This is a genomic window from Kitasatospora sp. NPDC058170 (assembly GCF_042883905.1).
Lineage (GTDB): Bacteria > Actinomycetota > Actinomycetes > Streptomycetales > Streptomycetaceae > Kitasatospora.
The window spans coordinates 184373-209450 of record NZ_JBHVUV010000015.1; the positions used below are offsets into that span (position 1 = coordinate 184373).

Sequence of the window (25078 nt, forward strand, 5' to 3'; positions counted from 1 at the left end):
CGGGACGGCTCCTCCGCCGTTTCCGGGCGCCGGGTGATAATCGGCCGTGTGACCGAGGACCTCACCCCCGCCCCCAAGACCGCCGGCGCCCCCGAGCCGGAACCGATCCGCTGGTTCGGCACCAGCTGGGTCGGCCGCGGCAGCGACTACCGGCTGCGCCGCGTCGCCGTGCCGCTCGGCGCGCTGCTGGCCACCGCCGCCGGGGCCGTCGTCCTGCGCTTCGCCGTCGAGGGGGTCCAGCTCTCCGACAACGGCGGCTTCGTCGACACGCTGCTGATCGGCGCCATCGGGATCTGCTCCTTCCTGGCCGCGCTGCGCACCTGGAAGCTGCTCAGCGAGGGCAGGGACCAGCTCACCGGCTGGATGGCCGAGGACAAGTCGCTCGGCGTGGTCTGGATCATCGGCGGGGTCGGCGCGCTGGCGGCCTACTTCGCCCGGAGCCTGGTCGAGGCGCCCGGCGAGGCCGTCAAGCGGGCCCACTACGAGCGGGCCGCCGCCCAGTACGAGCGCCGCCAGTCCGGCCGCAGCGGCCGGCCCGGCACCAAGGCGCCGGGCCGGGCCAAGCGCAGGCGCTGAGCCGGCGCGGCCGGTCAGCTGCGGCTGACCGTGCCGCAGGCCTCCCGCTCGGGCAGGTCCTTGGTGTGGTCGTACGGGTCCCGGGCCGGCCCGGTCGGCCCGGTCTGCCCGGGGTTCGGCTGCTGGGCGAACTGTTCGAACTGCGGGTGGAGGAACCCGTCGGCGACGCCGCACTCGGAGTTGCCGGACCGGGTCCGCGACTTCGCGAGGACGAGCTTCTTCGGGTCCGACCGGTACTTCCCCGGGTCGAGGAAGCGGAAGGTCACCGCCCGCCGCACGATGGTCCGGGCGGTCCAGGTGTCCCCGGCCACGTCGGCGGCCGGCACCACCAGGCCCACCGGCTTCGGGGCCCCGCTGCCGCCCGGCTCGGGCCGCGCCGGGGCCGCGGGGGCGGTCGGCTTCGACGAGGCGGGGCGCTTGCCGGCGTCCGGGCCCGGGCGCAGCGCGTACACGTAGGTGAAGTCGGTGTGCACCAGCACGCCGCGCTCCCCGTCGCCCTCGATGCTCATGCTGCCCTGCACCTTGACGGTGCTGGTCGCCGGGATCGCGTCGTGCGCGTCGAAGCGGCTGAACCAGGCGGTCGGATCGGCCTGCTCCGAGGGCTTGGCGAGCGCGGCCTCGGCGGCGTCCCGCTCCTCGCGGTCCAGCAGCGCGAGCGCCGCCTCCGGCCGGCCGCCCGCGACCACCTTCGGGTCCAGGTTGGCCGCCGTCAGGTAGTCCTTCACCAGGGCCAGCTGGGCGGCGACCTGGTCGGCGCCGAACGCGCCGGTGGCCTGGGCCTGCGGCAGGACGAACGCCTCCGTCCCGGTCGGCCAGCCCTCGGCGGGGGAGCCGGCCCAGGGGTGGTCGACGGTCGGCTGCTTCTCGTCGACCGGTGGCGGGGCGGCCGTCGGCCTGGCCGTCTCGGGGGCCACGGTGGGCGCCGCGCCACCGGTGGCCGGGTGCGCGGAGGCGGAGCCGAAGTGCGTCGAGTGCCAGGACCGCAGCCCGTCGATGTTCAGGGCGGCGAGCAGCACGGCGATGGTCAGCAGCACGTACAGCGGCGCCCGCCACTCCAGCCTGCGGCGCGGGCGGGAGGTGCCCCAGGCGTCGGTCGGCTTCGGCCGGCGGCCGAACCGCCGGGCCTTCGCCGGGCCGTCGTTGACCGAGCGGCGGCCGCCCGGGTCGACCGGCGGGCTGTGCTTCCACTGGGCGGCGAGCATCCGGGTGCGGCCCGACTGCTCCTTCACCGCCGCGCCCCTGACGAACTCCTCGTCGAGGACGAGGTCTGCGAACGGGTCCTTCCCGCCCGCCCCGGCGGGGTCGGACCCCGCCGGCTGCCGGCCCTCGGAGGGGCGCGGTTCTGGATCTTCGGCTATCGGCATCGCGCCAGTATGCCGACGGGGAGTGACGGTCGGCCGATCGGGGGCACACCAACGGGTGAACGCCCGCGCGGTCCGCGGGGATCACCCCGGTTTGTCCGGACCGCGCGGCACCGTGGCGCTGCGTCAGTCCTTCCCCCGGGCCTGCTTCACCGAGCCCACCACCCCCGCGACCGCCAGCAGGATGCCGGCCGGCAGCAGCGAGAGGAAGAACGCGCCGAACAGGCTCGCGTCGCCGAGGAACGCCTGGGCCAGCGTGTTCAGGACGAGCAGTCCGCCGGCCGCCGGCAGTGCCGCCTGCCAGGGGTGCTCGGCCGCCCACCGTTGCAGCCGCCGGTCGCCGGTGTCGCGCCGTAGCCGGCCGCCCACCGTGCCGACCAGGAAGAAGAAGAACAGCGCCCAGCCGGCCGGGCCGGCCAGCATGCTCAGCGACCAGTCCCCGGTGATCAGATCGATCCCCAGGGCCGTCGCCCCCACCACCGCACCGACTCCCGCGGCCGTCCGCCAGGGGCCCACCGTCGCGGAGGCGACGGCCAGTTGCCGGTTCTCACGTCGGGACATGTCTCCGTGTGCCATACCTCCACGGTGCGCCCGGGAGCCGCGCGGGGCCATAGGGGAGAACCCCGAGTTTCTCCCTAGGGTCCCGGACGCGCCTCCGCCGGGCCTCCGCGGGTCGCACGAGGCCTTCCCGCAGGGTGGACGCTTCCGCCCGGGGCGCGGGTGCGGTGCGAGGATGGCCGCAGTACCGGACGTTAGGGAGCGGCCATGAGCGGCAGCGCAGCACACGGACAGAAGATCGCCTTCCTGGGCACCGGCAAGATCGGCGAGGCCCTGCTCTCCGGTCTGCTGCGGGCCGGCAAGGACCCGGCGGACGTCCTGGTGACCGCCCGCCGCCCGGAGCGCGCCGCCGAGCTGGCCGCGAAGTACGGCGTCGCGACCGCCACCAACGGCGAGGCCGCCAAGCTCGCCGACACCCTGATCCTGGCGGTGAAGCCGCAGGACATGGGCACCCTGCTGGAGGAGTTGGCGCCGCACGTCAGCCCCGACCGGCTGGTGATCTCGGCGGCGGCCGGCGTCCCGACCGCGTGGTTCGAGGCCCGGCTGGCGGCCGGCACCCCGGTGGTCCGGGTGATGCCCAACACGCCCGTCCTGGTCGACGAGGGGATGAGCGTGATCTCCGGCGGCTCGCACGCCACCGAGGCGCACCTGGAGCGGGCGGAGGAGATCTTCCGCTCGGTCGGCAAGGCGCTGCGGCTGCCCGAGTCCCAGCAGGACGCGGCGACCGCGCTCTCCGGCTCCGGTCCGGCGTACTTCTACTTCCTGGTCGAGGCGATGACGGACGCGGGGATCCTGCTCGGCCTGCCCCGGCAGGTGGCGCACGACCTGATCGTGCAGTCGGCGATCGGTGCCTCGGTGATGCTGCGGGACTCCGGCGAGCACCCGGTGAAGCTGCGCGAGGCCGTCACCTCGCCGGCCGGCACCACCATCTCGGCCATCCGGGAGCTGGAGAACCACGGGGTGCGGGCCGCCCTGTTGAGCGCCCTGGAGGCGGCCCGGGACCGTTCGCGGGAGCTGGCGTCCGGCGGTAAGTAGGACAGTAGGCTCGGGCGTATGTCCTATGACTTGGTGATCTTCGACAACGACGGCGTCCTGGTGGACAGCGAGCCGCTCTCCAACCGGCTGCTGGCGGAGTACCTGACCGAACTCGGCTACCCCACCACCGTCGAGGACTCGTACCGGGACTTCATGGGCACCGCCGCGCACCGGGTCCACGACGTGATCGCCGAGCGGTACGACGGTGCGAGGCTGCCGGAGGGCTTCGACGAGCTGTTCCACGCCCGGGTGTTCGCCGCGTTCGACACCGAACTGACCGCCGTGCAGGGCGCGGAGACGCTGCTGAAGGAGCTCCGGCAGCGCTCCGTGCCCTACTGCCTGGCCTCCTCGGCGCACCACGAGTGGATCCGCACCGCGCTCGACGTCACCGGCCTGCGCGGCCACTTCGCCGAGGAGCGGATCTTCAGCGCCCAGGACGTCGGCATCGGCAAGCCCGCGCCCGACCTGTTCCTGCACGCCGCCCGGACGCTCGGCGTCGACCCGGCCCGCTGCCTGGTGCTGGAGGACAGCGTCAACGGCGTGCTGGCCGCCCGGGCCGCCGGCATGGACGTGTACGGCTACACCGCGCTCACCGACCCGGCGGGGCTCACCGCCGCCGGGGCCACCGGTCTGATCGGGGGACTGGCCGAGGTCGGCGCCCTGCTCGGCTAGGGCGAGGCCAGGGCGAGGCCGGCCCCGGCCGATCGCGCGCACCCCCTCCCCAAATACCGCGGCACCCCCTACGCTCTCGCCAACATCGTCGTACCGGCCAGTAGCGAGGTGTGCGTGAGTATCGGGATACCGCCGCGGCTGCGGGCGGGCAGGGCCGCGCTCGCCGCGGCCTTCCTGCTCCAGGGCGTCACCTTCGCCCTGCTGGTCACCTGCATCCCCGAGCTCCAGGACCGGTACGGGCTGAGCGACGCGCTGCTGCCCGTCTTCCTGGCCGCGGTGCCGATCCTCGCCGGGGTGGGGTCGGTCGCCTCCGAGCGGCTGGTGCAGCGGACCGGCGCCCGGGCGGTGCTGCGGGTCGTCCAGCCCGCCGTCTGCCTCAGCCTGGCGGGCGCCGGGCTCGGCGACGCGCTCTGGCAGCTCGGGCTCGCGCTCGGCGCCTTCGGGCTGCTGGTCGGGGCGCTGGACGCGAGTATGAACATGCTCGGAGTGGGCCTCCAGCACCGCTACGGGCGCTCGATCATGCTCGGGTTCCACGCCGCGTTCAGCCTCGGCGGGATCCTCGGCGCCGCCCTCGCGGGCCTCGGCTCGCACTACGGCCTGGGCCTGCCCCTGCTGTTCGGCACGGCGGCCGCCGTGATCGCGCCGCTGGCCGTCCTGGCCGGCGCCAGGTTCGCCGGGCCGGCCGAACTCGGCGACGCCGTCCGGGAGGCCGCCGAGGCCGCCGCCCGGTCCATCCCCTGGCGCCCGCTGCTGCCGCTCTGCCTGGCGATGGCCTTCGCGTACATCGCCGACGCCTCGGTCTCCAACTACAGCGTCAAGTACCTCACCGACGGCCTCGGCAGCCCGGAGGACCTCGCCAAGCTCTCCTACCTCGGCTACATGGTCGCGATGCTGCTCGGCCGGGCGCTGGGCGACCGCGCGGTGCAGCGCTGGGGCGCCGTCCGTGTGGTCCGCGTCGGCGCGGCGCTGGCGGCCCTGGGCTTCGCGCTGGCCGCCGCCGCGCCCGGCACCTGGGCGGGCATCGCCGCGTTCACCGTGCTCGGCTTCGGGATCTGCGCGATCATCCCGCAGGTCTTCGCGGCCGGCGGACGGCTCTTCCCGGCCGATTCGGACGCCGCGGTCGCCCGGCTCAACCTGTTCAACTACGTGGGCTTCCTGGTCGGTTCGCCGCTGGTCGGCGCGATCGCCGACGCGAGCTCGTACCGCTGGGCGCTGCTCGCCCCGATGGTGCTGGTGCTCGCCGTGCTCCCGCTCGCCGACCGCTTCGCCCCGGCGCCCGCGCTCGAACCGGCCGTCGCCTGACCCCGCCCGGCCTGCCGACCCCGCCTGACCCCGCCGCCCCGTCCGACCGCGCCGGGCCTCAGGGCTCCCGGATCTCGTCCAGCGACTCCTGGAGGAGGCCCTTCGCGCGGGTGAACCAGTCGGCGAGCACGGCGACCTCGTCGGGGGAGTAGTCGGCGAACAGGGCGCCGACGCGCCCGTAGAACGGGCCGTAGACCTCCATGACGCGCGCCTGCGCGGTCTCCTCCATCACCACCCGGACCCGGCGGCGGTCGGCGGGGTCGGCCTCGCGACGGGCGTACCCGGCCTTCTCCAGCCGGTTGAGCACCCCGGTCACCGCTCCGGTGGTCAGGTGCGCCTGCTCGGCCAGGTCGCCGGCGGCGAGCGGCCGGTCGGCCATCGCGGCCTCGATGACGAAGCCGAGGCAGGTCAGGTCCGTGACGTTGAGCCCGAGCCGCGCGGCGATGTCCTGTTGGCCGAACTGCGCGAGCGCGATCATCCGGTCCATCGCGTACAGCGCCTGCTCGGCCGTCGCCCGGGGGCGCGGCTTGCCCTCCACAGGGATTCTCCTTAGCATCTAAGTTACTTAGCTCGTGAGATGAATCTGCTCCGCGCGGCTCGGAGCCCATCCGTCCGCGACCCACCCATCAGACCAAATGAGGAGACATGGGCGCACACGGCGATCACGACATGGGCCACACCGTCGCGGGCTGGACGGGGGTCGCAGTGGCGGTCCTCGGGTCCGCCGTGGCGGGCGCGGCGTTCATCGCGGGCTCGGCCGCCGGGCTCTGGCTCGGCTCCGCCCTCGTCCTCCTCGCGGCGCTCGCCGCCTGGCTGCTGCACCTGGCCGGCTGGGGCAAGGCCACCGGACCGCGCCCGCCCGGCCGCCGGCACTGGCGCGTCCGCGACGCCGCCGCCCCGGGCGGCCACCCCGACTGCCTCGGCTGCCGACTGGCGGGCCGCACGGGCACGGTGGCCGCTCCCGCGCAGGTCGCGCCCGGCCGGCTCCCGGCGTAGGACGTGTCCGCGAAGTCGCGTCGGACCGGCCCGCGACAGGGGTCGGCCAGGGCGCGCCCTGGCGGCCACCGCGCCCCGCCGACGCACTACCGTGGAGGCCATGCCCGAAGCCGAGCGTGACACCCCCTGCGGCCTGCACCTCTTCTGGGACGAGGCCGTCACGACCTACGACTTCGGCCCCGGCCACCCGATGGACCCGACCCGGCTGGCGCTCACCATGCGCCTGGTGGAGTCCCTCGGGCTGGACTCCGGGCCCGGAGTGACGGTCCGGGCCGCGCCCCCCGCCGGGGAGTCCACGCTGCGCCTGGTGCACACCCGCGAGTACGTGGCGGCCGTCAAGCACGCCGCCGCCCACCCCGACCAGCAGGACCACCGACACGGGCTCGGCACCGACGACAACTGGGCCTTCCCCGCCCTGCATTCGGCCTCCGCGCTGATCGCCGGGCAGTCCGTCGCCGCCGCCGAGGCGGTCTGGCGCGGCGAGACCCCGCACGCCGTGAACTTCGCCGGCGGCCTGCACCACGCGATGCCCGGCAAGGCGTCCGGCTTCTGCATCTACAACGACCCCGCGCTCGCCATCGCCCGGCTGCTCGAACTCGGTGCCGAGCGGGTCGCCTACGTCGACGTGGACGTCCACCACGGCGACGGCGTCCAGCAGGCGTTCTGGGACGACCCGCGGGTGCTCACCGTCTCACTGCACGAGCACCCCGCGACGCTCTTCCCGCAGACCGGCTGGCCCACCGAGACCGGCGGCCCCGGCGCCCCCGGCTCCGCCGCCAACCTGCCGCTGCCCGCCGGCACCGGCGACTCCGGCTGGCTGCGCGCCTTCCACGCCTTCGTCCCCGACCTGCTGGCCGCCTTCCGCCCCCAGGTCCTGGTCACCCAGCACGGCGCGGACACCCACCTGGAGGACCCGCTCGCCCACCTCGCCGTCACCGTGGACGCCCAGCGGCTGATCGCCGAGGAGCTGCACGACCAGGCCCACCGCCTCGCCGACGGCCGCTGGATCGCCCTCGGCGGGGGCGGCTACGCCGTCGTGGACGTCGTCCCCCGGAGCTGGACCCACCTGGTCGCCACCGCCGCCGGGCGCCCCGTCGATCCGGCCACCGAGACCCCGGAGGCCTGGCGCGCCGAGGTCTACCGGCGCTCCCGCCGCCCGGCACCGCTGCGGATGACCGACGGCGCCCGCCCGGCCTGGCGGGACTTCGAGGACGGGTACGATCCGGCCGACCGGCTGGACCAGGCGATCCTCTCCGCCCGCCGGGCCGCCTTCCCGCACCACGGCCTGCTGGCCTGAACCCGGGCCCCCGGTTGTGGAGGTGCCGGGAGATGCGCACGTCCCCTGCGACAGACCGGTGAGCGGCTACGTACTGCAACAGGACTATCTCTCACCGTACGAGGACTGCGCTTCTCCCTCTTCCCACTGGTACCACCCATAACTACTCTGGGGATACACGTGTGCCGGTGGAGTCACCGGAGGGGAAGCCGGTGCCTTGCACACGGGTAAGGGTCGGGTGATGGTCATGAGTTCCGGCGAACGCCCTCTGCAGGAAGTCGTCTTCCTGACCGTGGCAGAGGTGGCCGCGGTCATGCGGGTGTCGAAGATGACGGTGTACCGCCTGGTGCACAGCGGAGAGCTGCCGGCCATCCGGGTCGGACGGTCCTTCCGGGTGCCCCAGCAGGCGGTGCACGAGTACCTCAAGGAGTCCTACGTGCGGCTCGAAAGCGCGTAGGACGCGGTCGGCGGGGCGGGGCTCACAGCCGGTGGGCCCCGCACCCGTTTGCCGTGGATTTCCCGCGAGTTTCCCGGTCACGGGGACCACGATTACGGCCCTGGCCGCGTGGACGGTAGGCTAGGCCCTCCGTCAGTCGTATGGACTCCGTCTCTCACGGACGAGAGTCTCAGTGAGCGAGGGTTGTTCCGTGGGCTCTGTCATCAAGAAGCGTCGCAAGCGTATGGCCAAGAAGAAGCACCGCAAGCTTCTGAAGAGGACTCGCGTTCAGCGTCGCAACAAGAAGTAAGCGTCCCCGGCCGCGCCTCGCGCGCCAAGCGCTTCCACTGCCCGTCCAGGCCCTCGTGGCCTGGGCGGGCGGTGTCGTTTCACGGCCGAACAGGGCGGCGCGGTACGGTGCACGCAGGCCGCGGAGGCCGAGGAATGGGGTGCAGCACCGTGGGCATGGTCGTGCTCGTCACCGGCGTGGCCCGTCGTCTCGGTGCCCGTTTCGCCGATGAGATCCGCCGCCGCCCGGGCGTGGACCTGGTGGTCGGCGTCGATGTGCAGCCGCCCCGGCAGCCGCTCGCGGAGCCGGACGGGCCGGCCGCCGCGTACCGCTTCCACCAGCTCGACCTGCGCCGCCCGGCGGTGGCCCGGGTGATCGCCGAGTACCAGGTCGACACCGTCGTCCACCTCAGCGTCAGCGCCACCGGCCTGGGCTCCACCAACCGCTCGTCGGTCAAGGAGTCCAACGTCATCGGCACCATGCAGCTGCTCGGCGCCTGCCAGAAGGCGCCCGGGGTGGGCCGGCTGGTGGTGAAGTCGACCACCGGTGTGTACGGCTCGGCCCCGCGCGACCCGGCGGTGTTCTCCGAGCGGACGCAGCCCAAGAACCTCCCCGGCGGCGGCTTCGCCAAGGACGCGGTCGAGGTCGAGGGCTACGTCCGGGGCTTCGCCCGCCGCCGCCCCGACGTCGCGGTGAGCGTGCTGCGCTTCGCCAACATCGTCGGACCGGGCGCGGACACCCCGCTCGGCGAGTACTTCGCGCTGCCGGTGCTGCCCACCGTCCTCGGCTACGACCCCCGGCTGCAGTTCGTCCACGAGGACGACGCGGTCGAGGTGCTCTGCCGCGCGGCCGTCGCCGCCCGGCCCGGCACCGTGAACACCGGCACCGTCAACGTGGCGGGGGAGGGCGTGCTGCTGCTCTCCCAGTGCGCCCGCCGGCTCGGCCGGCCGACCCTGCCGCTGCTGCTGCCCGCGATCAGCTGGATGGCGTCGGTGGCCCGGCAGACCAGGATGGTCGACTTCTCGCCCGAGCAGCTGCGGCTGCTGACCCACGGCCGGGTGGTGGACACCACGCTGCTGCGCGAGACCTTCGGCTACCAGCCGCGGTTCACCACCCCGGAGGCCTTCGCCGACTTCGCCGCCGCGCAGTCCGCCGGCCTGCTGCCGCCGGAGCGGCTCACCGCCGTCACCGACCGGCTGGCGGCGCTGCTCGGCCCCGAGCACGCCCGGCACACCGGGCAGAGCGGCCACCCCGGGCCCGCCGGGCACCCCGCGCCGCCCACCCGTCCGAACCGACCCAGGAGCTGAACCCGCGATGAGTGCCGCAGCCGTGAACGCGACGGGCGAGGCCAAGGTCATCCCGATCGAGTCCGCGCCCAGCTGGAGCGAGCCGGACCGGTCCGCCGGCCTGGCCGACCAGCTGGCCGACGCCGTCGGCGGGGCACTGGCCGGCCGGCTCGGACCGGCCGCCACCCGGCTGCTCGGCAAGGGCTGGGAGGGCCGGGCCGCCGACGGGCTGGCCTTCCTGCGCCGCCGGATCACCGGCGACTACGAGGTGGACGAGTTCGGCTTCGACCGGGAGCTCACCGAGGAGGTGCTGCTCTCGCTGCTTCGCCCGCTCGCCGACAGGTACTTCCGGGTCGAGGTGCGCGGGATCGAGAACATCCCGGCCGAGGGCGGCGCGCTGATCGTCGCCAACCACTCCGGGACGGTCCCGCTGGACGCCCTGATGACGCAGGTCGCGATCCACGACCACCACCCGGAGCACCGGCACCTGCGGATGCTCGCCGCCGACCTGGTGTTCGTGCTGCCGGGCATCAACGAGCTGGCCCGCAAGGCCGGCCACACCCTGGCCTGCAACGAGGACGCCCAGGCGCTGCTGGAGCGCGGCGAGGTGGTCGGGGTCTGGCCGGAGGGCTTCAAGGGCATCGGCAAGCCGTTCTCCGAGCGGTACAAGCTCCAGCGGTTCGGGCGGGGCGGGTTCGTCGCCTCGGCGCTGCGGGCCGGGGTGCCGATCGTGCCCTGCTCGATCGTCGGGGCCGAGGAGACCTACCCGATGATCGGCAACTTCAAGACGCTGGCCCGGCTGCTGGGCCTGCCGTACGTGCCGATCACGCCGACCTTCCCGTGGCTGGGCCCGCTCGGCGCGGTGCCGCTGCCGACCAAGTGGACGATCCAGTTCGGCGAGCCGATCCCGACCGACCGCCACCCGGCGGAGGCGGCGGACGACCCGATGCTGGTCTTCGAACTGACCGACCAGGTGCGGGAGACCATCCAGCACACCCTCTACAAGCTGCTGGTGCAGCGGCGCTCGGTGTTCTTCTGAGCCCTGCCGGGCCCCGCCGCACCGCGCGGTGAACGGCCGAGGGCCCGGCGTCCGTACGCCGGGCCCTCGGCCGTTGCGGGCCGGCCGCGCTGTGCGGCGGCCGCCGTGCGTCAGTGCGTCAGCTTCCCAGGATCCGCAGTCCGGGCAGCAGGCCCGGGATCAGCGGTGGCACCTCCACGCCCGGCTGGGCCCCCGTGGCGGCGCTGGGCGAGCCCGACGGCTGCGGGGCCTGCTCCGGGGCCGGGTCGGCGCTCGGAGACGGCTTGGGGCCGGTCAGCCCGCTGGTGAGGTTGTCGACCAGCCCGCCGACCGCGTCCGCGGGGTTGCTCGGCGCGCTGCTGGGCGCGGGGCCGCCGCTCCCGCCGCCGCCGGTGGGCGTGCTCGCCCCGGCGCTCGGCGCCCGCTCGGCGGTGCCGGCCTTGCCGCCACCGGCCGCCGGACCCGTTCCGCCCGGGGCCGGCCCGGAGCCGGGTGCGACGCTGCCGCCACCGACCGGGGTGTCGGCCTTGCCGCCGGACACCGGGCTGTCGGCGTCGCCCGCCCCGCCGCCGCTCGGACCGCTGCCCTTGGCGGGCGGCTGGACCAGGCGCAGGGGCGCGACGTCCTCGCTTATGTCGTCGAAGAGCTGGTCCACCAGGTGGGCCTGCGGAGTCAGCTGGACGGGCAGCCTGCTCTGCAGGTCGGCCCAGCGTCCGTCCTCGTCGTGGGCGAAGCCGGCCAGCGTGCGCATCGGGTCGAGCGAGCCGTTGCTGCGGTAGACCGAACGCAGCAGCTCCCGGCCCTTGATGGCGTCGGCGTGCATGTCGTCGAGCGCGCGGCGGACCTGGTCGACCGTGCCCGGGCTGAGCGACGTGCCGGTGTCCACCCGCCCGATCAGGCTGTTGGCCTCGTTGAGCCGGGTGGAGGCGTGGTCGAGCAGCAGCTCGCCGCGCTCGCTGTCGGAGTCCGCGAGGTCCAGCCGGAGCCCTTCGAGACCGCGCTTCATGCCGTACAGCGTGTCCCCGGGGAGGGCGTTGGTACTGGCGGCGGCAGCGCCCGCGAGGCTGCCGACGGCGAGCCCGGCGACCAGCCCGCCGATCGCGAACCGGCGGCTCCAGCGGCCGCGGGGGGCCATCCGGACCGCCCGGTGGCGGCGCTGCCGGGGCACGACGGCGCCCGGCCCCCCGGCGAAGGCCTGCTCGAACGCGGCCATCAGCTGGGCGCGTTGGACCGTACGGACCTCCGGGTCCAACCCCGGACCGGGCAGCGCACCGAGTGCGCCGACCATGCCGATCAGCTCCGCCATCGTGGCCGAACCCGCGCCGGTGGAAGCGGTGTTGGCCGATCCGGCGTTGGCGGCGCCGCGTTGCTCTGTCTGGTGGGCCTCCAGCGCCTCGGCGAAGGCCTTCGCGCGCCGGTGCTCCAGCACGTTTGCCGTCACGGGCCACACCTCCCTTCGTCGTTGTCGACACCCCGGTCCGCCGGACGGTTGCCTCGGCGGGCCAAAGCCACTCCATCGGGTGAGAGGTCGCAATTCGACTTGACCGTACGCCTGGTGGAGGCTTGCACGCTGGCCAACGAGCGGTGCGGGCGGTCGGTTACGCACGGCTGATCATCGGACCGACCGTTCACCCGGACGTGTCGGACCGGCACCGACGGTGACGGTCCGGCGGATATCTCCCCGCCGGCGTCCCCGGTTGGTGCGCCGCTCACCGGGCGTCGGGCGGCAGCAGTCGTGCCAGCGTCCGGACCGCGCGGTACTGGAGGGTCTTGATGGCGCCCTCGTTCTTGCCCATGATCCGGGCCGTCTCGGCCACCGAGAGCCCCTGCAGGAAGCGGAGCGTGACGCACTCCTGCTGCTGCGGGTTGAGCCGGCGCACCGCGTCCAGCAGGGCGGCGTTGGAGAGCGACTCCAGGACGGAGTCCTCCGGGCTGCGCTCGCACTCGTTGGAGTCGAGCATCTCGCCGGTGGTGACCTCCAGTCGGAACCGGCTGGACTTGAAGTGGTCGGCCACCAGGTTGCGGGCGATGGTCACCAGCCAGGCGCCGAAGTCCCGGCCCTGCCAGGTGAAGGTGCCGATCCGGCGCAGCGCGCGCAGGAACGTCTCACTGGTGAGGTCCTCGGCGGTGGCCCGGCTGCCGACCCGGTAGTAGATGTAGCGGTAGACGGTGTCGGAGTAGTGGTCGTAGAGACGGCCGAAGGCCTCGCTCTCGCCGGCCTGGGCCCGTTCGACCAGCTCCATGATCGGGTTGTGCTCGGTCTCGTAGCCGGGGCTCGGGGTCGTCCTCGCCCGGCTGCGGCCGGTGGTGCCGGTCCGGCCGCGTGCGCCGGTGCCGGTGGAGCCGGCCGCGGTGGTGCGCAGCGCGAGGCCGCCGGGGTGGGCGTGGGCCTGGCCGAAGGAGGCGCCGGCGGGCACGAGTTGGGGCGAGGTGGCGAGCTGGCTGAGGAGCAGGCTGCGCAACAGGTCGAGGCCGGTGGAGATCTGCCGGGCGGAGGCCGGGCGGCCGCGGAGGCTGGTGCGGGAGCGCAGGGGCGCGGGCGACGGGCGGGAGGGTGCAGGCGCGTCGTTCCGGACGGGTGGGTACACGGGACTCCCAGAGGCAGAACTGTGGACGGATCACCTCCGCCTGCGCGGAGAGCACGGCCCCGCAGCCCGCTGGATAGGGGCGCGTGGGTGACGTGCATCCAGGAGAGAATAACGCTTTGTGCAATGACAGCTACACCGTGTGGTCGAAGTGGTCGTTTGGGATCCACATGGCGTGCATATTCGGCTGACACTGACCGAACGTGTCATCGTTCATCCGGCTCAACGTGATCGAACGGGTGCGCCGGGTGACATATTTGGCGGTCCGGCGGACGGTTTCCCTGTCTCGGGGCCCGGCAACCCCTGACTTTCCCGGGCTGGCGAACGATCAGAACCGGTCACTGGCTGGCAGGTTCGCTCGACGGGTCCGGACCGGCCTCCGGCGCGCGGGAGTTCGCCCGTACGAGCGGCCTGGTCAGCGCGGGGATTGACGGGTGGTCACCCTCCCAGGGGAGGTGGGCCGGGGTGTGATCCCGGGCGCGGCGCGCGGCGGTTCGGGGTGTGCGGGGGCGGCGCGGACCCGCGGCGGAGCCGGTCCGAGCACCGTCGGACCGCCGTCGGACCGCCGCCGGGGCGGGTCAGGCGCGGTGGCGGCGGTGCAGGGCGACCCCGGCGGCGGCCGCGCCCGCGAGCACGCCGAGCCCGGCGGCCGCCGGCAGGCCCACCCGGGCGGCCTTCCGCCCGGTCCGGAAGTCCCGGACCCGCCAGCCCTGGGTGCGGGCGTGTCGGCGCAGCGCGCCGTCCGGGTTCACCACGTACGGGTGGCCGACCAGCGAGAGCATCGGGATGTCGTTGGCCGAGTCGCTGTACGCGGCGCAGCGGTCCAGGTCGAGCCGCTCCCGGCGGGCCAGCGCGCCGACCGCGGCGGCCTTGGCCGGGCCGTGCAGCAGCTCGCCGACCAGGCGGCCGGTGTACAGGCCGCCCTGGGCCTCGGCGACGGTGCCGAGCGCGCCGGTCATGCCGAGCCGCCGGGCGATCACCCGGGCCACCTCCAGCGGGGCGGCGGTGACCAGCCAGACCCGCTGCCCGGCGTCCAGGTGCATCTGGACCAGGGCGCGGGTGCCGGGCCAGATCTTGTCGGCGACGACCTCCTCGAAGACCTCCTCGCAGAGGGCTTCGAGGTCGGCGGTGCGCTTGCCGGCGACCAGGCCGAGCGCGGTGTGCTGGGCGTCGGCCATGTGGTCCGGGTCCTCGGCGCCGTGCAGCCGGAACCAGGCCTGCTGCCAGGCGAACCGCGCGATGTCGCGGCGGGTGAGGAAGCCGCGCCGGTAGAGGCCGACCCCGAGGTAGAAGATCGCGGCGCCGCGCAGGATGGTGTTGTCGCAGTCGAAGAAGGCGGCGGCGCGCGGGTCGTCCGGCTCGGGGGTGTGGTTCTCGGCGGGCGCCTTGGGGGCCTTGCCGGGCCTGGGCTGCTCGGGCGGGGACTCCGACAGGGGCTCCGGCCGGGCCGGGGCGGGGTGCGGCTCGGCGCGCAGGGCGGCCTCGGCGGCCGCGGCCGCGGCCTCGCCGGCCAGGGCGGTCCGCTCGGTGGTGGGACGCCTTGTCTGGGTGAGCCTTCGGAGCACGGCCATGGCACCGAGCATAGCCAGCCGGGCCGGGACCGGCCGTGACGGCGGCGTGCCCCGACGGTTAACAGCGCGTAGCCGACGGGCTGCCGGTCCGGTGGTCCGGCCGGGGGCGGGGCAGGCGCACAATGGCCGGGTGAGTCCACTGCTGCGACGTGACAAGAGCAAGAGCCCGAAGCCGGCCGACCGCACCGTGACCCTGGTCGGCAAGCCGGGCTGCCACCTCTGCGACGACGCCCGGGAGGTGCTCGTGCGGGTGACGGCCGAGCTGGGCGCGGCGTTCGAGGAGAAGGACATCACGCAGGACGAGGCGCTGTACCGCGAGTACGCGGAGCAGATCCCGGTGACGCTGATCGACGGCCGCCAGCACGACTTCTGGCGGGTCGACGAGCGCCGCCTGCGCGCGGCCCTGGGGGCCTAGGGTCCGTCTTCAAGCTCCCGTCTGCTTGGCGACGCCCGGGCACGCACCTCGCCGCGTTGTCGTCAGTCGCCAATGGCCCCCAGCCTTCGGCCGGGAGGTGCCCCCACCGCAGTGGCTCCCTCCTCCGCCTTGCGATGCACGCACCCGAACGCCGCCAAGCCCGCCCTCCGGGCGAACAACGGGAGCTTGAAGACGGACCCTAGGACTTCCCGAACGCGCTCCAGCAGCCCCCGCCGACCGGCGGGGGCGGTTCGCCGAATCGTTGTGAAGAATCCCGGTATCGGCCTGGGAGCGGCCGTGTTCGTCGGCTTACGATCGAACTCGTTTGCGCCCATGGGGGGCTGAGCACGCGAGGAGTGCCGCCATGCTTCCCGGCCCGACCCCAGGGATGCCCGCCGCCGCGGCGGCCGGGGGTTTCGCGGTGGTGGACGTGGAGGCGACCGGCCGCAGTCCGTGGCGCCACCGGGTGGTCGAGGTGGCCGTGGTGCTGCTCGACGAGCGGCTGGACCCGCAGGCCGAGTTCTCCACCCTGCTCGACCCACTGGGCCCGGTCGGGCCGACCCACGTGCACCGGATAGCGCAGGAGGACGTCGAGGGCGCCCCCCGCTTCCGCGAGATCGCGCCGACGCTGCTGGAGCTGCTGGCCGGCCGGGTGCTGGTCGGCCACCACGTCACCTGTGACCAGGCGTTCCTGGATCGCGAGTTCGCCCGGATCGGCGTGCCGCTGCCGCCCGTCCCGCTGCTCTGCACCATGCGGCTGGCCCGCGCGCACCTGCCGCAGGCCCCCGGTTTCGGTCTGGCGGCCTGCGCGGAGGCGGCCGGCCTCGGCTGGTACCCGGCGCACACCGCGCTGGGCGACGCCCGCGTCACCGCCGAGCTGCTGCGGTACTGCGTGCGGGCGGCGTCCGGCCCGCCGGACGACTGGACGGGCCCACTGCGCGAGGCGGCCCGGGTGCCCTGGCCGCGGCTGGGCCCGGCGCGGTCGAGGCAGTCCGGGGAGCCCGTCCCGCTGCTTCGGCGGGAGGCGCCGTACGGCCCGTGGCCACGTGGTGCACAGCCCCCGGCGGTGGTACTGACAGAGACCGGTGCTATGGGGTCGTCGGCGTGATGCGCATCACTGTGCGGGGACAAATCGGACACCATCTTTGTGCACACGTTCACAAACGCATAGCCTGGCTGCCAAAGCCCAGCTTCACCCACAGGAGCACCGTGGCAATCGGCCGATCACCACAGAGCAGTTCGCAGACGCCCGACCAGGGCGCCGCGCGCCGACCCTCGCGTGCCCGGGGAATCCCGGAGGCGACCGTCGCCCGCCTTCCCCTCTACCTGCGGGCACTCACCGCGCTCTCCGAGCGCTCGGTGCCGACCGTCTCCTCGGAGGAGCTGGCGGCCGCCGCCGGCGTGAACTCCGCGAAGCTGCGCAAGGACTTCTCCTACCTCGGCTCGTACGGCACCCGCGGGGTGGGCTACGACGTCGAGTACCTCGTCTACCAGATCTCCCGCGAGCTGGGCCTGACCCAGGACTGGCCGGTCGTCATCGTCGGCATCGGCAACCTCGGGCACGCCCTCGCCAACTACGGCGGCTTCGCCTCCCGCGGCTTCCGGGTCGCCGCCCTGCTGGACGCCGACCCGGCCGTGGTCGGCAGCAGCGCGGCCGGCCTGCCGGTGCGCCACATGGACGAGCTGGAGTCCATCGTGGAGAGCCAGCACGTCTCGATCGGGGTCATCACCACCCCGCCCGGCGCCGCCCAGCAGGTCTGCGACCGCCTGGTCGAGGCCGGCGTCACCAGCATCCTCAACTTCGCCCCGACCGTGCTGACCGTCCCGGACGGCGTGGACGTGCGCAAGGTGGACCTCTCCATCGAGCTGCAGATCCTGGCCTTCCACGAGCAGCGCAAGGCCGGCGAGGAGCCGGACCGCGCCGAGTCGGTGCTGGACCGCGCCCCCGGTCCGGTCCGGGCGGCCGCCGCCAAGCTGCGCCGTGCCGCCGGCGGCACCGGCAAGGGCCGCTCGGCCGCCGAGCAGGCCAAGGACGCCGCCGACCAGGCCAAGGGCAACCCCGGCGAGGGCGACCGCTCCGCGGTGATGCCGGCATGAGAACCGAGAACCGCGGTACCAGGGGGCGGGCATGAGTCTTCTCGTCGTAGGACTGAGCCACCGCACCGCCCCGGTCGGCGTGCTGGAGCGGGCCGCGCTGACCGGCGAGGTCCCGACCCGGCTGCTGCACGACGCGGCCGCCACCGCGACCGTCGGCGAGGCCGCGCTGCTGAACACCTGCAACCGGATCGAGCTGTACGCGGACGTGGACAAGTTCCACGCCGGCGTCGCCGAGCTGTCGCTGCTGCTCGCCCACCACAGCGGGGTGGACCTGGAGGAGCTGACCTCCCACCTCTACGTCCACTACGAGGACCGCGCCGTCCACCACCTCTTCTCGGTGGCCTGCGGCCTGGACTCGATGGTGGTCGGCGAGGGCCAGATCCTCGGCCAGCTGCGGGACGCGCTGGCCAGGGCCCAGGAGGAGCACACCGCCGGGCGCGGCCTGAACGAGCTGTTCCAGCAGGCCCTGCGGGTCGGCAAGCGCGCGCACAGCGAGACCGGCATCGACAAGGCCGGCCAGTCGCTGGTGACCTTCGGCCTGGAGCAGGTCGCGGCCGGCGCGGGCGAGATCGCGGGCAAGCGGGCCCTGGTGGTCGGCGCCGGCTCGATGAGCTCGCTGGCCGCCGCCACGCTGGTCCGCTCCGGCGTCGGCGACCTGATGATCGCCAACCGGACGCCCGAGCGCGCCGAGCGGCTGGTCGAGATCCTCGGCCCCGGCGCGGCCCGGACGGTCGCGCTGGCCGAGGTCCCCGAGGTGCTGGCCGACGTCGACCTGGTGATCTCCTGTACCGGCGCGGCCGGCGTGGTGATCAGGGCCGAGGACGTCGCCGCCGCCGTCGCCGCCCGCGACTCCCGGACGCCGCTGGCCTTCCTCGACCTGGCCATGCCGCGCGACGTCGACCACGCCGTCCACGAGCTGCCCGGCGCGCTGCTGGTCGACCTGGAGAGCCTCTCGCACGCCCACGCCGCCACCCCCGGCGCCGGGGACGTGGACGCCGTCTCCGGCATCGTGGCCGAGGAGGTCACCGCCTTCGGCGCCGCCCAGCGCGCCGCCCGGATCGCGCCGACCGTGGTCGCGCTGCGGGCGATGGCCTCCGACGTGGTCTCCGCCGAACTGGGCCGCCTCGACTCCCGGCTGCCCGGCCTGGACGAGCGCTCCCGTGCCGAGATCACCCAGACCGTCCGCCGCGTCGTCGACAAGCTGCTGCACGCCCCCACCGTGCGGGTCAAGCAGCTTGCCGCCGAGCCCGGCGGAGCCTCCTACGCGGACGCGCTGCGCGAGCTGTTCGACCTCGACCCGGCGGCCGTGCACGCGGTCTCCGGCACCCCGGTCGGCGCCCAGCAGCCCGCCGGCGGGCCCCACGCAGTCGGAGGGGTCCGATGAACCGTCAGCCATCCCACGAGTACCACCGGGACGATCACCTCATGAATGGTCCACCACTCACCGACCAGGCCCCGGCCGCCACCGCGCCCCTGCGGCTCGGCACCCGGCGCAGCGCGCTCGCCATGGCCCAGTCGGGCATGGTCGCCCGCGACGTGACCCGGCTCACCGGGCGCCCCGTCGAGCTGGTGGAGATCACCACCTACGGCGACACCTCCCGGGAGGCGCTGGCCCAGATCGGCGGCACCGGCGTGTTCGTCTCCGCCCTGCGGGACGCCCTGCTGGAAGGCCGGATCGACTTCGCCGTGCACTCGCTGAAGGACCTGCCCACCGCGGCCCCCGAGGGCCTGGTGCTGGCGGCCGTCCCGCAGCGCGAGGACGCCCGCGACGCCCTCGTGGCGTGCGAGGGCCTGGCCCTGGACGAGCTGGTCGAGAAGCTGGCCGGCGCCGGGCGCACCGCCCGCATCGGCACCGGCTCGCCGCGCCGGATGGCCCAGCTGAACGCCTGGGCCGCGGCCCGCGGCGCCGCGCTGGAGACCGTCGCGATCCGCGGCAACGTGGACACCCGGATCGGCTTCGTCGCCTCCGGCGAGCTGGACGCGGTGGTCCTGGCCGCGGCCGGCCTGAACCGGCTCGGCCGCAGCGCCGAGGTCACCGGGCACCTCGACCCGGAGCTGATGCTCCCGGCCCCCGGCCAGGGTGCGCTCGCCATCGAGTGCACCGCCGCCGACACCGAACTTGCCGCCGCACTGGCCGCCCTCGACCACGCCCCCACCCGGGTCGCGGTGGCGGCCGAGCGCGCCCTGCTGGCCGCCCTGGAGGCCGGCTGCTCCGCACCGGTCGCCGCCCTGGCCACCTGGGGCCACGAGTACGAACTGCGGCTGGAGGGCGTGGTCGGCACCGTCGACGGCGCCACCCTGCTGAAGATGTCCGCCGACGGTCCGATCGTCCTCGACGAGACCGCCGAGCAGCAGGCGACGGCCCTCGGCCGCGCCCTCGCCGCCCGGCTGCTCGACGCGGGCGCGGCCGCCCTCATGGGGGAGCGAGCCCGATGAGCCCCACCGCTGCCACCGACCTTCCGTTCCCGGCCGACAGCCCCTTCCCGGGCGACGGCTCCCTGCGGGGTGGGGCCGCCCCCGGCCGGTGCACCTTCCTGGGCGCGGGCCCCGGGGACCCGGGCCTGCTGACCCTGCGTGCGGTCGAGGTGCTGTCCTCGGCCGACATCCTGGTCGCGGACCCGCTCACCGCCGCGGCCGTGCGCAGCCACTGTCCGGCCGGTGTGCAGGTGCACACCCCCGGTGCCGAGGCCCCGGAGTTCGACCTGGCCGCGCTGGTCGCCGAGGCCGTCCGGTCCGGCAAGCACGTGGTGCGGACCGTCGACGGCGACCCGGGCCTGGACGGCTGCGCGGCCGAGGAGATGCTCAGCTGCGCGGGCGGCGGCATCCCGTTCGAGGTGATCCCGGGCGTCGCCCAGTCGGTCGGCGTCCCCGCGTACGCGGGTGTGCCGCTGCGCGGCGGCAACGGCACCGACGTCCGGTTCGTGGACGGCGCCGCGCTGCTCGCGGGCAGCCCGGTGGACCTGGGCGCGCCGGAGACCACCCTGGTGGTGCGCACCACGCTGGGCCAGCTGCCGGCCACCGCCAACGCGCTGGTGTCCAACGGCCGCAAGCCCGAGTCCGCGCTGAGCGCGACCCTGTCGGGCACCACCACCCGTCAGCGCACCTTCACCGCCACGCTGGCCACCATCGCGGCCGACCTGAAGGCCGCCCGGGTGCTGCCCTCGCCGGTCTCCGCCCCGGTGGACCCGGCGACCTCGGTGATAGCCGTGGTCGGGGAGCAGGTCGCGCACCGCTCCTCGCACTCCTGGTTCGAGACCAAGCCGCTGTTCGGCTGGAACGTGCTGGTCCCGCGCACCAAGGAGCAGGCCACCGGCCTGTCCGAGCAGCTGCGCTCGTACGGCGCGGTGCCGCAGGAGGTGCCGACCATCGCGGTCGAGCCGCCGCGCACCCCGCAGCAGATGGAGCGGGCCATCAAGGGCCTGGTCACCGGCCGCTACGAGTGGATCGCCTTCACCTCGGTGAACGCGGTGCGCGCGGTGCGGGAGAAGTTCGAGGAGTACGGCCTGGACGCCCGGGCGTTCGCCGGGATCAAGGTCGCGGCGGTCGGCGAGACCACCGCGCAGGCCCTGGTGGACTTCGGCGTGAAGCCGGACCTGGTGCCCTCCGGCGAGCAGTCCGCGGCCGGGCTGCTGGAGGACTGGCCGCCCTACGACCCGGTGTTCGACCCGATCGACCGGGTGCTGCTGCCGCGGGCCGACATCGCCACCGAGACCCTGGTGGCCGGCCTGGTCGAGCTCGGCTGGGAGGTCGACGACGTGACGGCGTACCGGACGGTGCGCGCCTCGCCGCCGCCGGCCGAGACCCGCGAGGCGATCAAGGGCGGCGGCTTCGACGCGGTGCTCTTCACCTCGTCCTCGACCGTGCGCAACCTGGTCGGCATCGCCGGCAAGCCGCACAACGTGACCGTGATCGCCTGTATCGGCCCGGCCACCGCCAAGACCGCCGAGGAGCACGGCCTGCGGGTCGACGTGATGGCCCCGGCGCCGTCGGCGGCCGCGCTGGCCCAGGCCCTGGCAGACTTCGGGGCCAAGCGCCGCGATGCCGCGACCGCCGCCGGTGAGCCGGTCTACCGGCCCAGCGAGCGCCGGCCCGGTTCGCGCCGCAAGGCCCGCTGAGGCCCTGCCGTTTCGAGAAGTCCGCGGCCGGGGGCGGCCCACCCGCCGCCCCCGGCCCTGCACAACCGTTCGGAGAGAGAAGCCGTGTCCGCTGAATTCCCGTTCGTACGCCCCCGCCGACTGCGCTCGACGCCGGCGATGCGCCGCCTGGTCGCCGAGACCCGGCTGCACCCGGCGGAGCTGATCCTGCCGCTGTTCGTCCGCGAGGGCGTGTCCGAGCCGGTCCCGGTGAGCTCGATGCCGGGCGTGGTCCAGCACACCCGCGACACCCTGCGCAAGGCCGCGGTCGAGGCCGCCGAGGCGGGCCTGGGCGGCGTGATGCTGTTCGGCGTCCCCGAGGTGCAGGACGCGACCGGCAGCGAGGGCACCAACCCGGACGGCATCCTGCAGCAGGCGATCCGTGACGTGGTCTCCGAGGCCGGCGACGCCCTGGTGGTGATGTCCGACCTCTGCCTGGACGAGTACACCGACCACGGCCACTGCGGCGTGCTGGCGGCCGACGGCAGCGTGGACAACGACGCGACGCTGGAGCGCTACGCCGAGATGGCCCGGGTGCAGGCGGACGCGGGCGTCCACCTGGTCGGCCCGTCCGGGATGATGGACGGTCAGATCGCGGTGGTCCGCCGGGCCCTGGACGAGGCCGGGCACCAGGACACCGGCATCCTCGCCTACACCGCCAAGTACGCCTCGGCCTTCTACGGCCCGTTCCGGGAGGCGGTCGGCTCCTCCCTGAAGGGCGACCGCAAGAGCTACCAGCAGGACCCGGCGAACGCCCGGGAGTCGCTGCGCGAGCTGGAGCAGGACCTCGCCGAGGGCGCGGACCTGGTGATGGTCAAGCCCGCGATGGCCTACCTGGACATCCTGCGGCAGGTCGCCGACGCCTCGCCGGTCCCGGTGGCGGCGTACCAGGTGTCCGGCGAGTACGCGATGGTCGAGGCGGCCGCGGCCAACGGCTGGATCGACCGGGAGCGGATGATCATGGAGACGCTGACCTCGATCCGCCGGGCCGGCGCCCAGCAGATCCTCACCTACTGGGCGCTGGAGGCCGCCGCGATGCTCAAGTAGCGTCCGGCGCACCGCACGACGAAGGCCGGGCCCCCGCGCGGGGGCCCGGCCTTCGCGGCTGTCCGGGAGGGGTCAGCCGACGTGGGCGAAGCCCTCCTCGCCGCCGATCGCGTCGGTGGAGGTGGCGGCACCCCAGCCGTGGGCGCCGGCGTGGATGTGGGAGGTGTGCGCGAGGCCCCACCACTCGCCGGCCGCGAACACCGGGTGCGCCGAGGCGACGAACTCGCCGCCGCCGGCCAGGCCGACGTGGGCGAACGCCGGCGTGGCGACGCCCGCCAGCGCCAGCGCGCCGAAGGCGGTGAGCGCGGCCTTGCCCAGCTTGCTCTTCATGGAACTTCCTCTCCTGAGGGGGGTTCGGTCATTACACGTGATCACACGCGACCGTCCTCGGCGCTCCCGCACGCGCCGCGCTGACGGCATGTCACCCGGACGGATCGTCCGGACGATTGATCGCACAAGCCCGGAGGGCCCGGGGAAACCTCCCCGGGCCCTCCGCTCGTGCCGTGACCCCTGATCAGCCGATCAGGTGCGAGACACCCGCGTCGCCCGAGGACTGGGTGTTCTGGCCGACGTTGCAGATCTGCTTCGGGGTGCTGTTCAGGATCGGCACCTCGACCGGAACCGCGACGCCGACGACGGCGACCGCGATGTTGTGGACCTCCGGCAGGCAGACGTTGGCGTTGTCCAGGGTGTGGAAGTTCGGGCTGCCGTTGCCGTGGGTGCCGGTCTGGTTGGTGCCGCCGTTGCCCTGGGCCGAGACGGCGGAGCCGTCCGAGTCGGCGATGGCGGAGGCGGAGCCCGCGGACATCGCGAGGGCGGCGACGGCCAGGCCGGCGGCGGCGAAGGACTTCTTGATCATTTCCGGTTTTCCTCTCGGGGTGAATCGGGGAGCGATTCGAAGGGTGGTTCAGGAGGGTGGAGCGGTGGAGCGGTGGGACAGGAGGGTCAGCCGACCAGGTGGGAGACGCCCGCGTCGCCCTTGCTCTGGGTGCCCTGGCCCTGGGTGCAGTACTGCTTGCCACCGCTGTTGGCGATCGGGACCTCGACCGGGACGGCCACACCGAGCACGCCCACGGCGATGTTGTGGATCTCGGGGAGGCAGACGTTCGCGTTGTCCAGGAAGTGGAAGTTCGGGCTGTTGTCGCCGACCGTGCCGGTGAAGTTGGTGCCGCCGTTGCCCTGGAGGGAGGCGGCGGCACCATCCGAGTCGCCGATGGCCGATGCGGGGGCCGCGGCCATGGCCAGCGCGGCCGAGACGAGGCCGGCAGCGGCGAAGGACTTCTGGATCATGGGGAGATCCCTCTCTGAAATGCTTTTGGTTTCCGTGCGGACAACGCGTTCAACGCTCAGACCCGGTCTGCGTCACTGACATTCAGATCAAAGAACGACGGCACGGAAGGTTACGGGGATTTTTGAAAAGAGTCCGGGAGGCTCGTCGGCGAAACGCTTTCCGGTCGGATTATTAGGCCGAATCGGTTAACCGCCGCAATCGGGGCTCCCGGTCGCTCGTTGAGGCAGAGTGCTTTCGGCTGCTCCCCGCAGCCGTCCGCTTTCGGCTGCTTCCCCGCAGCCGTCTCAGAGGTCTCCAGACGGACAGGCAGAACGGTGAAAAGCATGAAGTTCTCCAAGCGGGCCGGCGCGATGCTGCTGGCGGTCGGTGCGGGCGTGCTCGCCTCCCAGGGGGCGGCGTCGGCCGCCCCGGTCGGCCCCGAACAGGTCGGGGCGCTGGAGGACACGCTGGCCACCCAGCAGGTGCCGGCCGAGGTGCCGCTCACCCCGCTGGGCAGCCGGGTCACCGCGGGCATCCCGACCTCGCTGGTGATGCCCGCCGTCCCCGGCCGCACCACCGGCGGCGAGCTGATCCCCGACCGGATCGTCCCGGCGCTCGGCATCGGCAAGGTCGGCCCGACCGCCAAGGCCGAGCTGCCGCTGCCGCTGGTCGACCAGGGCGCGGACCTCGGCGAGGTGCTGCTGGAGGCCCCCAACACGCCGCTGCACGCCGACACCCCGGGGATCGGGGTCGGCAAGCCGCTGTCCCTCGCCCAGGACGGCACCGGCCAGCTGGCCGACGGCCGGCTGAAGGTCGACGAGCTCGACCCGCGGCTGATCACCGGGGCCGTCCAGGTGGTTCCCGGGGCCACCGCCAGCCTCGGCAAGGAGGACGAGCGGATCTCGGTCACCGACTCGGTGGACAACCTGGCCACCACCACGACCGCCACCACCACCGGCGTGCTCCAGCAGGCCGCGCTCACCGGGCTCGGCCAGCTCTGACCCGGCCCGGGCCCGCTCTCCCCGGCCGTACGCCGCCGCTGAGCGCCGCCCGGGGTCGGGGGTTCCGGCACGCGTGAGCCCCGGTGTCCCGTCCGGACGGGACACCGGGGCTCACCCGGTCTCTTTTAAACAAAACCCAGCCCACCAGACAGGG

The 25078-nt window shown here is 74.2% G+C and carries 27 protein-coding genes; 18 read left to right on the forward strand and 9 right to left on the reverse strand.

Annotated features, from left to right (window positions below):
- Window positions 1-48 precede the first annotated feature (48 nt).
- A complete protein-coding gene (locus ACFVVX_RS18865) occupies window positions 49-576 on the forward strand; it encodes a hypothetical protein (protein ID WP_387946838.1) in 528 nt (175 codons plus the stop codon).
- Between the two features lie 14 nt (window positions 577-590).
- Here the strand turns inward: ACFVVX_RS18865 and ACFVVX_RS18870 are convergent, their stop codons facing one another.
- On the reverse strand, window positions 591-1940 hold the full coding sequence (locus tag ACFVVX_RS18870; protein WP_387946840.1) for a hypothetical protein: 1350 nt from the start codon (window positions 1938-1940) through the stop codon (window positions 591-593).
- Between the two features lie 123 nt (window positions 1941-2063).
- A complete protein-coding gene (locus ACFVVX_RS18875) occupies window positions 2064-2498 on the reverse strand; it encodes a hypothetical protein (RefSeq protein ID WP_387946842.1) in 435 nt (144 codons plus the stop codon).
- Between the two features lie 204 nt (window positions 2499-2702).
- On the opposite strand from ACFVVX_RS18875, the gene proC reads away from it, so the two are divergent.
- The 3 genes from proC to ACFVVX_RS18890 all read left to right on the forward strand — a co-directional run bounded on the left by proC (window position 2703) and on the right by ACFVVX_RS18890 (window position 5504).
- A complete protein-coding gene (proC, locus tag ACFVVX_RS18880) occupies window positions 2703-3530 on the forward strand; it encodes a pyrroline-5-carboxylate reductase (RefSeq protein WP_387946844.1) in 828 nt (275 codons plus the stop codon).
- An 18-nt stretch (window positions 3531-3548) separates the two neighbouring features.
- Window positions 3549-4202: an HAD family hydrolase gene (locus ACFVVX_RS18885; RefSeq protein WP_387946846.1), complete on the forward strand. Its 654-nt coding sequence runs from the start codon at window positions 3549-3551 to the stop codon at window positions 4200-4202.
- A gap of 114 nt (window positions 4203-4316) precedes the next feature.
- Window positions 4317-5504, forward strand: coding sequence for an MFS transporter (locus tag ACFVVX_RS18890; RefSeq protein ID WP_387946848.1), 1188 nt, complete (start codon window positions 4317-4319; stop codon window positions 5502-5504).
- Window positions 5505-5562: 58 nt separating this feature from the next.
- On the opposite strand, the gene ACFVVX_RS18895 is transcribed toward ACFVVX_RS18890, so the two are convergent.
- Window positions 5563-6042 carry a MarR family winged helix-turn-helix transcriptional regulator gene (locus ACFVVX_RS18895; protein WP_387946850.1) on the reverse strand — a complete coding sequence of 160 codons (480 nt, stop codon included), beginning with the start codon at window positions 6040-6042 and terminating at the stop codon, window positions 5563-5565.
- Between the two features lie 107 nt (window positions 6043-6149).
- Here ACFVVX_RS18895 and ACFVVX_RS18900 point away from each other — a divergent pair, with 107 nt between their 5' ends.
- The 6 genes from ACFVVX_RS18900 to ACFVVX_RS18925 all read left to right on the forward strand — a co-directional run bounded on the left by ACFVVX_RS18900 (window position 6150) and on the right by ACFVVX_RS18925 (window position 10826).
- Window positions 6150-6500: an HGxxPAAW family protein gene (locus ACFVVX_RS18900; RefSeq protein ID WP_387946852.1), complete on the forward strand. Its 351-nt coding sequence runs from the start codon at window positions 6150-6152 to the stop codon at window positions 6498-6500.
- Window positions 6501-6600: 100 nt separating this feature from the next.
- Window positions 6601-7797 (forward strand): acetoin utilization protein AcuC, encoded by a 1197-nt coding sequence (locus tag ACFVVX_RS18905; RefSeq protein WP_387946854.1) that lies wholly within the window; start codon window positions 6601-6603, stop codon window positions 7795-7797.
- A 226-nt stretch (window positions 7798-8023) separates the two neighbouring features.
- Window positions 8024-8233 (forward strand): helix-turn-helix domain-containing protein, encoded by a 210-nt coding sequence (locus ACFVVX_RS18910; RefSeq protein ID WP_148644250.1) that lies wholly within the window; start codon window positions 8024-8026, stop codon window positions 8231-8233.
- 190 nt (window positions 8234-8423) lie between these two features.
- Window positions 8424-8522 (forward strand): 30S ribosomal protein bS22, encoded by a 99-nt coding sequence (locus tag ACFVVX_RS18915; protein ID WP_003948845.1) that lies wholly within the window; start codon window positions 8424-8426, stop codon window positions 8520-8522.
- Between the two features lie 149 nt (window positions 8523-8671).
- Window positions 8672-9808, forward strand: a complete 1137-nt coding sequence (locus ACFVVX_RS18920; protein ID WP_387946906.1) for an NAD-dependent epimerase/dehydratase family protein — start codon at window positions 8672-8674, stop codon at window positions 9806-9808.
- Between the two features lie 7 nt (window positions 9809-9815).
- Complete coding sequence (locus ACFVVX_RS18925; RefSeq protein ID WP_387946856.1) at window positions 9816-10826, forward strand: lysophospholipid acyltransferase family protein; 1011 nt, start codon at window positions 9816-9818, stop codon at window positions 10824-10826.
- Between the two features lie 118 nt (window positions 10827-10944).
- On the opposite strand, the gene ACFVVX_RS18930 is transcribed toward ACFVVX_RS18925, so the two are convergent.
- The 3 genes from ACFVVX_RS18930 to ACFVVX_RS18940 all read right to left on the reverse strand — a co-directional run bounded on the left by ACFVVX_RS18930 (window position 10945) and on the right by ACFVVX_RS18940 (window position 14961).
- Window positions 10945-12246 (reverse strand): DUF5667 domain-containing protein, encoded by a 1302-nt coding sequence (locus ACFVVX_RS18930; RefSeq protein WP_387946858.1) that lies wholly within the window; start codon window positions 12244-12246, stop codon window positions 10945-10947.
- A gap of 268 nt (window positions 12247-12514) precedes the next feature.
- Complete coding sequence (locus tag ACFVVX_RS18935) at window positions 12515-13288, reverse strand: ECF subfamily RNA polymerase sigma factor, BldN family (RefSeq protein ID WP_387946908.1); 774 nt, start codon at window positions 13286-13288, stop codon at window positions 12515-12517.
- A gap of 680 nt (window positions 13289-13968) precedes the next feature.
- Entirely contained in the window at window positions 13969-14961 is a 993-nt protein-coding gene (locus ACFVVX_RS18940; RefSeq protein ID WP_387946860.1) for an HAD-IB family hydrolase, read from the reverse strand.
- A gap of 130 nt (window positions 14962-15091) precedes the next feature.
- Between ACFVVX_RS18940 and ACFVVX_RS18945 the strand changes: the two genes are divergently transcribed.
- The 7 genes from ACFVVX_RS18945 (at window position 15092) to hemB (ending at window position 22653) form a co-directional block, all read left to right on the forward strand.
- Window positions 15092-15376: a glutaredoxin family protein gene (locus ACFVVX_RS18945; RefSeq protein ID WP_387946862.1), complete on the forward strand. Its 285-nt coding sequence runs from the start codon at window positions 15092-15094 to the stop codon at window positions 15374-15376.
- A gap of 364 nt (window positions 15377-15740) precedes the next feature.
- Window positions 15741-16484: an exonuclease domain-containing protein gene (locus ACFVVX_RS18950; RefSeq protein ID WP_387946864.1), complete on the forward strand. Its 744-nt coding sequence runs from the start codon at window positions 15741-15743 to the stop codon at window positions 16482-16484.
- Window positions 16485-16585: 101 nt separating this feature from the next.
- Complete coding sequence (locus ACFVVX_RS18955) at window positions 16586-17473, forward strand: redox-sensing transcriptional repressor Rex (RefSeq protein ID WP_387946866.1); 888 nt, start codon at window positions 16586-16588, stop codon at window positions 17471-17473.
- Window positions 17474-17504: 31 nt separating this feature from the next.
- Window positions 17505-18857, forward strand: a complete 1353-nt coding sequence (locus tag ACFVVX_RS18960) for a glutamyl-tRNA reductase (RefSeq protein WP_387946868.1) — start codon at window positions 17505-17507, stop codon at window positions 18855-18857.
- 41 nt (window positions 18858-18898) lie between these two features.
- Complete coding sequence (hemC, locus tag ACFVVX_RS18965) at window positions 18899-19909, forward strand: hydroxymethylbilane synthase (RefSeq protein ID WP_387946870.1); 1011 nt, start codon at window positions 18899-18901, stop codon at window positions 19907-19909.
- Complete coding sequence (locus ACFVVX_RS18970) at window positions 19906-21588, forward strand: uroporphyrinogen-III synthase (RefSeq protein ID WP_387946872.1); 1683 nt, start codon at window positions 19906-19908, stop codon at window positions 21586-21588. Before hemC ends, ACFVVX_RS18970 begins: the two co-directional genes overlap by 4 nt.
- Window positions 21589-21672: 84 nt before the next feature.
- Window positions 21673-22653: a porphobilinogen synthase gene (gene hemB, locus ACFVVX_RS18975; protein WP_387946874.1), complete on the forward strand. Its 981-nt coding sequence runs from the start codon at window positions 21673-21675 to the stop codon at window positions 22651-22653.
- 72 nt (window positions 22654-22725) lie between these two features.
- Here the strand turns inward: hemB and ACFVVX_RS18980 are convergent, their stop codons facing one another.
- The 3 genes from ACFVVX_RS18980 to ACFVVX_RS18990 form a co-directional block, all read right to left on the reverse strand.
- Window positions 22726-22983, reverse strand: a complete 258-nt coding sequence (locus ACFVVX_RS18980) for a hypothetical protein (protein ID WP_387946876.1) — start codon at window positions 22981-22983, stop codon at window positions 22726-22728.
- Window positions 22984-23167: 184 nt separating this feature from the next.
- On the reverse strand, window positions 23168-23512 hold the full coding sequence (locus tag ACFVVX_RS18985) for a rodlet layer protein (protein ID WP_387946878.1): 345 nt from the start codon (window positions 23510-23512) through the stop codon (window positions 23168-23170).
- A gap of 86 nt (window positions 23513-23598) precedes the next feature.
- Window positions 23599-23943, reverse strand: a complete 345-nt coding sequence (locus tag ACFVVX_RS18990; protein ID WP_387946880.1) for a rodlet layer protein — start codon at window positions 23941-23943, stop codon at window positions 23599-23601.
- A 324-nt stretch (window positions 23944-24267) separates the two neighbouring features.
- Between ACFVVX_RS18990 and ACFVVX_RS18995 the strand changes: the two genes are divergently transcribed.
- On the forward strand, window positions 24268-24924 hold the full coding sequence (locus ACFVVX_RS18995) for a hypothetical protein (RefSeq protein ID WP_387946882.1): 657 nt from the start codon (window positions 24268-24270) through the stop codon (window positions 24922-24924).
- Window positions 24925-25078: the final 154 nt, after the last annotated feature.

Bases quoted from the DNA above. Each gene is read 5' to 3' on its own strand.
- ACFVVX_RS18870 (WP_387946840.1), bottom strand. From the start codon at position 1,940: ATGCCGATAGCCGAAGATCCAGAACCGCGCCCCTCCGAGGGCCGGCAG.
- ACFVVX_RS18875 (WP_387946842.1), bottom strand. From the start codon at position 2,498: ATGTCCCGACGTGAGAACCGGCAACTGGCCGTCGCCTCCGCGACGGTG.
- proC (WP_387946844.1), top strand. From the start codon at position 2,703: ATGAGCGGCAGCGCAGCACACGGACAGAAGATCGCCTTCCTGGGCACC.
- ACFVVX_RS18885 (WP_387946846.1), top strand. From the start codon at position 3,549: ATGTCCTATGACTTGGTGATCTTCGACAACGACGGCGTCCTGGTGGAC.
- ACFVVX_RS18900 (WP_387946852.1), top strand. From the start codon at position 6,150: ATGGGCGCACACGGCGATCACGACATGGGCCACACCGTCGCGGGCTGG.
- ACFVVX_RS18905 (WP_387946854.1), top strand. From the start codon at position 6,601: ATGCCCGAAGCCGAGCGTGACACCCCCTGCGGCCTGCACCTCTTCTGG.
- ACFVVX_RS18910 (WP_148644250.1), top strand. From the start codon at position 8,024: ATGAGTTCCGGCGAACGCCCTCTGCAGGAAGTCGTCTTCCTGACCGTG.
- ACFVVX_RS18925 (WP_387946856.1), top strand. From the start codon at position 9,816: ATGAGTGCCGCAGCCGTGAACGCGACGGGCGAGGCCAAGGTCATCCCG.
- ACFVVX_RS18940 (WP_387946860.1), bottom strand. From the start codon at position 14,961: ATGGCCGTGCTCCGAAGGCTCACCCAGACAAGGCGTCCCACCACCGAG.
- ACFVVX_RS18950 (WP_387946864.1), top strand. From the start codon at position 15,741: ATGCTTCCCGGCCCGACCCCAGGGATGCCCGCCGCCGCGGCGGCCGGG.
- ACFVVX_RS18960 (WP_387946868.1), top strand. From the start codon at position 17,505: ATGAGTCTTCTCGTCGTAGGACTGAGCCACCGCACCGCCCCGGTCGGC.
- hemC (WP_387946870.1), top strand. From the start codon at position 18,899: ATGAATGGTCCACCACTCACCGACCAGGCCCCGGCCGCCACCGCGCCC.
- ACFVVX_RS18970 (WP_387946872.1), top strand. From the start codon at position 19,906: ATGAGCCCCACCGCTGCCACCGACCTTCCGTTCCCGGCCGACAGCCCC.
- ACFVVX_RS18980 (WP_387946876.1), bottom strand. From the start codon at position 22,983: ATGAAGAGCAAGCTGGGCAAGGCCGCGCTCACCGCCTTCGGCGCGCTG.
- ACFVVX_RS18985 (WP_387946878.1), bottom strand. From the start codon at position 23,512: ATGATCAAGAAGTCCTTCGCCGCCGCCGGCCTGGCCGTCGCCGCCCTC.
- ACFVVX_RS18990 (WP_387946880.1), bottom strand. From the start codon at position 23,943: ATGATCCAGAAGTCCTTCGCCGCTGCCGGCCTCGTCTCGGCCGCGCTG.
- ACFVVX_RS18995 (WP_387946882.1), top strand. From the start codon at position 24,268: ATGAAGTTCTCCAAGCGGGCCGGCGCGATGCTGCTGGCGGTCGGTGCG.